Here is a 6,940-nt window from a genome sequence, read left to right as displayed (position 1 = left end):
CCCCCCGCCGAGCAGCAGCAGGCCGAGCCCGAGCAGGCGGCCAAGCCCAAGCCACGGGGCCAGAAAAACAAGGCGTGCGATCCGCAGACTGACGCGAACTGCTAGGCGGCCGCGAAGGAAAGTCGATTGCACAGCCGCCGGAGTTACCCGGGGCGAGTCAGCGACACTCGTCTTTGCAGTCCGAGTCCCTGCGATTCTCCCCGACGTTCCTCGGCTCCGATAGCGTCGGATCCTTGGCGGCGGATGGGCCCAGTGCCGGGACGTTGTTCTGAACCGTCATGACCAATGTTCGGCGGCCGGCGCGCGCATGTCGGTGGGCACTGAACGAAGCAAGGACGAAGCAGTCGTGGCGCTCGAGGAGAAATTCACGCGCTATCGCCAGAGACGCTGACGGCTGGTCTGCGCTATGCCGAAGCGAAGGGCATGTGAAATCGGGGCAGGGCGATGTTGGAACCATTGCCATTTGCCACAGAAGCCGGCTAGGCCGCGCGTGAGCCTTAGTGGGGTGCAGAAAACGCGTCAGGGGGCCCTATTTCGTTCACCAGTCGCGCGCCTGTCGAGCGGCGGCACTCGACAAAGCCGCCGGTGAACAACTCCTGGGACCTTCGCCCCTTGTCGAAGTTCGGTAGCTGGGCGGCGCTGTTGCGTCGGGATGGCATATCGGGCCCGATTGGAACGGGCTGATCAGAGGAGACCCGACAAAGAGCCGTCCCTCACACCGTCGGGCTCTTTCAATGCATTGGCGGCGCTTTATTGCCCAGCTACACCGTTAAAACGATGTCGGGGACGGATGCAGTATTGCCTACGCGAGGACCACCTCACCTAAAGAAGCCGCTGAATGGGTGACCGGCCGCCACGTACAGGACCGGCGAGACGAGACCCAATGGGTTCGCGTCACCGACGACACCAATCGAGCGGTCTACAATTTGCTCCAGATAGGAAAAGCCCGCCGCCGAGAGGGACCGGGTCCCTCACTTGTTAGCCGCCCGCGGCGCAAAGATTTCAATTCCCAACATCTCTCGCCGTGCGACTACGGGGGTCGGCAGAAGGCAAACGGCGATTTAAAAAACACGCAATAGAAAATTGCGATGAAAATAGAGGCAGAAGCCCAAAATTTGACAACGCGTTGAAGCGGAAGCGGCCTTGAAAACTTGAGTTGAAATTATAACCAACTGTAACTGATCGATTTTTTTGCCGGCACTTTGGACTGTCAGGTTTGGCACGTCGCTTGCACCGCAATGTTGCAATGCAAAACAACCAGCTTGGGAGTGTGCAATATGAGGGGCAATTTCTCGACAATAACAAAATTGTTTTCGGCCGGCGTGATCGCTGCCGGCCTGTCGATATCGGCTCCCGCCAGAGCGGCCGACGACACGATCAAGGTCGGCATCCTCCATTCGCTCTCGGGGACCATGGCGATTTCGGAGACGACGCTGAAGGACGTCATGCTGATGCTGATCGAGGAGCAGAACGCTAAGGGCGGCCTGCTCGGCAAGAAGCTCGAGGCGGTTGTCGTCGATCCGGCCTCCAACTGGCCGCTCTTCGCCGAAAAGGCGCGCGAGCTGATCTCCAAGGACAAGGTCGCGGCGGTCTTCGGCTGCTGGACCTCGGTGTCGCGCAAATCGGTGTTGCCGGTGTTCTCGGAGCTCGACAACATCCTGTTCTACCCCGTCCAGTATGAGGGCGAGGAAAGCGAGCGCAACGTCTTTTACACGGGTGCTGCCCCCAACCAGCAGGCCATTCCGGCCGTCGACTACCTGATGAGCGCCGATGGCGGCTCGGTGAAGCGCTGGGTGCTCGAAGGCACCGACTATGTCTACCCGCGCACCACCAACAAGATCCTCGAAGCCTATCTGAAGTCGAAGGGCGTGCCGGCCGAGGACATCATGGTCAACTACACGCCGTTCGGCTTCTCCGACTGGCAGACCGAAGTCTCGGCGATCAAGAAGTTCGGCTCGGCCGGCAAGAAGACGGCCGTGATCTCGACCGTCAACGGCGACGCCAACGTGCCGTTCTACAAGGAACTGGGCAACCAGGGCATCAAGGCCGAGGACATTCCAGTCATGGCCTTCTCAGTCGGCGAGGAAGAACTGGCCGGTCTCGACACCGGACCGCTGGTCGGCCACCTCGCCGCCTGGAACTATTTCGAGAGCGTCGACACGCCCGAGAACAAGAAGTTCATCGACGACTGGCACAAGTTCATAAAGAACGACAAGCGCACGACCAACGACCCTATGGAAGCCCACTATATCGGCTTCAACATGTGGGTGAAGGCAGTCGAGAAGGCCGGTACTACCGATCCGGACAAGGTCATCGACGCCATGGTCGGCGTCTCGGTGCCGAACCTGACCGGTGGCTATTCGACGATGATGCCGAACCATCATATCACGAAGCCGGTGCTCATCGGCGAGATCCAGGCCGACGGCCAGTTCGAGACCGTCTCGCAAACGCCCGGCCTTGTGATGGGCGACGAATGGTCCGACTACCTGCCCGATTCCAAGAACCTGATCTCCGATTGGCGCGCGCCCCTCAGTTGCGGCAACTTCAACGTCGCCACCGGCAAGTGCGGCGGCAAGGGCACCAACTGATCTCCCAGGTCTGTCGGGTCGCCGCGTGGCCCCGCGATCCGAGACCGCGGCCCGGGCGGGCCTTCGCGTCCCGCCCGGGCAGAAACCTCAAACGTTCGAGATCCGCTGAAGCTGATGATCCTGTTGCGCGCGATTGGCTTGACGCTGCTGCTGACGATGGCAAGCCTGCTGCCGTCGAAGGCAGGCGAGGCCGATCTTCGCGCGGCAATAGCCAAGTTCGCTACAGCGACTAATTTCTCGGCCACGGAAGCCATCGTGCGCGAGCTCGCGGCCAGCGGCGATCCGGCCGTCGAAAGGCCGCTGTCGGCGCTCGCCGACGGCAACCTCTATATTCGCAAAGCCGATTCGCAGGTCTTCATCGGCAAGGACGCGGCGAGCGGTGTCGAACTGCTCGATCCTTTCAGCGGCGACAAGTCCGCCGATGCCGCCAAGGCCGATCTCACCAAGATCAAGGTCAACAACGGTCTTCGCCGCGCCATACGCGACGCGCTGGGGACGCTGACGCTGCGCGCCAAGGACGCGAGCGTGCGCCTTGCCGCCGCCGCGACCATGTTCAAGACGCCCGACGCGGCGAATATCGAACCGCTCGATGCCGCGATCGCTGCTGAGACCGACCCAGCCGTCAAGACGATGTTCGTGCAGGCGCGCGCGGCGTCGGTTCTGGTTTCCGACAAGCCGGAAGCCGACAAGCTCGCCGCCATCTCGGCCATCGCGGCGCGCGGCGACCGCGATGCGCTTTCCCTGCTGACCTCCGTTGAGGCTGGCGCGCAGGGAGCGGTCAAGAACTTGGCAACCGCCGCGATCGGCCATATCAATTCGACGCTGGCATTGTGGGATGCCGGCCAGAACATCTGGTACGGCATATCACTCGGATCGGTGCTGCTGCTCGGCGCTATCGGTCTCGCCATCACCTTTGGCGTCATGGGCGTCATCAACATGGCGCATGGCGAGATGGTGATGCTCGGCGCCTACACCACCTTCGTCGTCCAGCAGGTGATCCGCACGTCGTTTCCGAGCCTCTTCGACTGGTCGCTGGTCATCGCGCTGCCGCTCGCCTTCCTGGTCTCGGCGCTGGTCGGCCTCGTCATCGAGCGCGGCGTCATCCGCTTCCTCTACGGCCGGCCGCTGGAGACGCTTCTTGCCACATGGGGCGCCTCGCTGATCCTGCAGCAGGCGGTGCGCACCGTCTTCGGCCCGACGAACCAGGAGGTCGGCAATCCGTCCTGGATGTCGGGATCGTTCGACATCGGTCAATTGGCCATCACCTGGAACCGGCTGTGGATACTGGTGTTCGCGCTGCTGGTGTTCGGTGTGCTGCTCTACGTCATGAAGCGAACGCCCTGGGGCCTGCAGATGCGTGCCGTCACCGCCAATCGGCGCATGGCCGCATCCATGGGCATCAGGACGCCTTGGGTCGACGCGCTGACTTTCGCGCTCGGCTCCGGTATCGCCGGGATCGCCGGCGTGGCGCTCAGCCAGATCGACAACGTCTCGCCCAATCTCGGCCGCGGCTACATTATCGACAGTTTCATGGTCGTGGTCTTCGGTGGCGTCGGCAATCTCTGGGGCACGCTGGTCGGCGCCTTCTCGCTCGGCATCGTCAACAAGTTCCTCGAGCCGTACGCCGGCGCGGTGCTTGGCAAGATCGTCGTGCTGGTACTGATCATCCTGTTCATCCAGAAGCGGCCGCGCGGCCTGTTCGCGCTGAAGGGCAGGGCGGTGGAAGCATGATCACGCAGCGCTTCTTCGGCGCCGACCGGCGCATCGCGATCGCCATCCTCGTCCTGCTGGCGGCGGCCGCCATCGTGCCGCTGCTAAACCTCGCGGTGTCGCCTCAAAGCGCTTTCTACATTCCGCCTTACATCGTCTCTTTGGTCGGGAAATATCTCTGCTACGCGCTGCTGGCGCTCGCGCTCGATCTGGTCTGGGGCTATTGCGGCATCCTTTCGCTCGGCCACGGCGCCTTCTTCGGGCTCGGCGGCTATGCGATGGGCATGTATCTGATGCGTCAGATCGGCTCGCGCGGCGTCTATGGCAATCCCATCCTGCCGGACTTCATGGTGTTCCTGAACTACAAGGAACTGCCCTGGTTCTGGCACGGCTTCGACCATTTCTGGTTCGCGGTGCTGATGGTGCTGGCCGTGCCGGGCCTGCTTGCCTTCGTATTCGGCTGGTTCGCCTTCCGCAGCCGCGTCACCGGCGTTTATCTCTCGATCATCACCCAGGCGATGACCTATGCGCTGCTGCTTGCCTTCTTCCGCAACGACATGGGTTTCGGAGGCAATAACGGCCTGACCGATTTCAAGGACATCCTCGGCTTCAACATCCAGGCTGACGCGACGCGCGCGGCGCTGTTTTCAGCAAGCGCCGTGACGCTGGCGTTCGCCGTCTTTGTCACCGCGGCGATCGTGCGCTCCAAATACGGCAAGCTGCTGATGGCGGTGCGCGACGCCGAAAGCCGCACCCGCTTCCTCGGCTGGCGGGCCGAGAATGTAAAACTCTTCGCCTTCAGCGTCTCGGCCGTCATGGCCGGCATCGCCGGCGCGCTCTACGTGCCGCAGGTCGGCATCATTAATCCCGGCGAGTTCGAGCCCGCCAATTCGATCGAAGTGGTGATCTGGACCGCCGTCGGGGGGCGCGGCACCATCGTCGGCCCGATTATCGGCGCGCTCCTGGTCAATGCCGGCAAATCCTGGTTCACCGGCGTGCTGCCTGAATTCTGGCTATTCGCGCTTGGCGGGTTGTTCGTCGCCGTAACGCTGTTCCTGCCCAAGGGCGTGGTCGGCACGTGGGATAGCTGGCGAGGCAAGGCCAGGGCGCTGCGCGCGGCCTCGCTCGCCGCGGAAGCCGGCATCGACCCGCCGGAAGCGCAGCCGAAGATCGAGCGCTCGGCGGCGAGAACGCCGGGCGCGTGGTCGGCCAACGGCCCCGAACCGCAGCCGGCGGAGTAAGCGACCATGAGCAAGTCGAACACCATCCTCTATCTGGACGGCGTCTCGGTCTCCTTCGACGGCTTTCGCGCCATCAACAACCTGTCGCTGGTGCTCGACAAGGGCGAGATGCGCGCCATCATCGGACCCAACGGCGCCGGCAAGACGACGATGATGGATATTGTCACCGGCAAGACGCGGCCGGACGAGGGCGAGGTATTCTTCGACGGTCGGGTCGATCTCACCCGGCATGACGAAGCCGAGATCGCCATGATGGGCATCGGCCGCAAGTTCCAAAAGCCGACCGTCTTCGAGAGCCACAGCGTCGAGGACAATCTGATGCTGGCGCTGAAGGGGCCGCGCTCGATCTTTCCAGCGCTCTTCCATCGCGGCTCGCCGACCGGGGCCAGGCGCATCGACGACATCCTCGGCATCATCCGCCTCGGCGACAAGCGCGGGGAGGTCGCCGCCAATCTCAGCCATGGCCAGAAGCAGTGGCTGGAGATCGGCATGCTGCTGGCACAAGACCCGAAGCTGCTCCTCGTGGACGAGCCGGTCGCCGGCATGACCGATGCGGAGACCGAGGAGACGGGGCGCCTGCTCAAGGACATCGCCCGCGACCATTCGGTGGTCGTCGTCGAGCACGACATGCATTTCGTGCGCGAGCTCGGCGTCAAGGTCACCTGCCTGCACGAGGGCTCGGTGCTGTCGGAAGGCACGCTCGATTTCGTTTCGGCCGACGAACGCGTCGTCGAAGTCTATCTGGGGCGCTGAGCATGATCTGGCGGGTCTCGTTGCATCGTTTCGACCTTTCCTTCCTCAGGTGCTGGAGAAGGGGCTGACCATGCTCGAAGTCTCCAACGCCACCCTCCATTACGGTGCCGCCCAGGCGCTGCGCGGCGTTTCGCTAAAAGCGGGCGCGGGCAAGATCACCTGCGTACTCGGCCGCAACGGCGTCGGCAAGACCAGTCTGATGAGATCCATCGTCGGCCACCATAGGCTGACGAGCGGAAGTGTTGCCTTCGAGGGGAAAGCGCTCGAGCGGAGCGCGGCGTATGACCGCGCCCGGTCGGGCATCGCATTCGTGCCGCAGGGCAGGGAAATCTTTCCCCTGCTCACGGTGCGCGAAAATCTGGAATCGGGGTTCGCACCGCTGAAGCGCGCCGACCGCAACGTTCCAGCTCATGTCTTCGAGCTGTTTCCAGGGTTGAAGCAGACGCTCGGCCGCCGCGCCGGCGACTTGTCCGGCGGCCAGCAGCAGCAGCTCGCCATAGGCCGCGCGCTGGTGATGCGGCCGAAGCTGCTCGTGCTCGACGAGCCGACCGAAGGCATCCAGCCATCAATCATCAAAGACATCGGGCGCGCCATCCGCTATCTGCGCGACCAGGCGGGGATCGCGGTGCTTCTGGTCGAGCAGTATCC

5 protein-coding genes are annotated in these 6,940 nt (G+C 63.2%); all 5 read left to right on the top strand.

The window, feature by feature from the left end; translation table 11 throughout:
* Window positions 1-1,277: 1,277 nt before the first annotated feature.
* Complete coding sequence (gene urtA, locus EOA60_RS13250; RefSeq protein WP_067327408.1) at window positions 1,278-2,588, top strand: urea ABC transporter substrate-binding protein; 1,311 nt, start codon at window positions 1,278-1,280, stop codon at window positions 2,586-2,588.
* 114 nt (window positions 2,589-2,702) lie between these two features.
* A complete protein-coding gene (urtB, locus tag EOA60_RS13245) occupies window positions 2,703-4,319 on the top strand; it encodes an urea ABC transporter permease subunit UrtB (RefSeq protein WP_095825770.1) in 1,617 nt (538 codons plus the stop codon).
* Window positions 4,316-5,539 (top strand): urea ABC transporter permease subunit UrtC, encoded by a 1,224-nt coding sequence (gene urtC / locus EOA60_RS13240; RefSeq protein ID WP_095825769.1) that lies wholly within the window; start codon window positions 4,316-4,318, stop codon window positions 5,537-5,539. The genes urtB and urtC overlap by 4 nt, the downstream gene beginning before the upstream one ends.
* A 6-nt stretch (window positions 5,540-5,545) precedes the next feature.
* On the top strand, window positions 5,546-6,292 hold the full coding sequence (gene urtD, locus EOA60_RS13235; RefSeq protein ID WP_095825768.1) for an urea ABC transporter ATP-binding protein UrtD: 747 nt from the start codon (window positions 5,546-5,548) through the stop codon (window positions 6,290-6,292).
* 70 nt (window positions 6,293-6,362) lie between these two features.
* The coding region (gene urtE, locus EOA60_RS13230) for an urea ABC transporter ATP-binding subunit UrtE (RefSeq protein ID WP_128311460.1) at window positions 6,363-6,940 on the top strand (578 nt) is incomplete at its 3' end.

The sequence above is a fragment of the Mesorhizobium sp. M1A.F.Ca.IN.020.06.1.1 genome (assembly GCF_004023265.1).
GTDB lineage: Bacteria > Pseudomonadota > Alphaproteobacteria > Rhizobiales > Rhizobiaceae > Mesorhizobium.
Note: the sequence above shows the minus strand (reverse complement) of the source record. Positions and strands in the feature narration are given on the sequence as shown.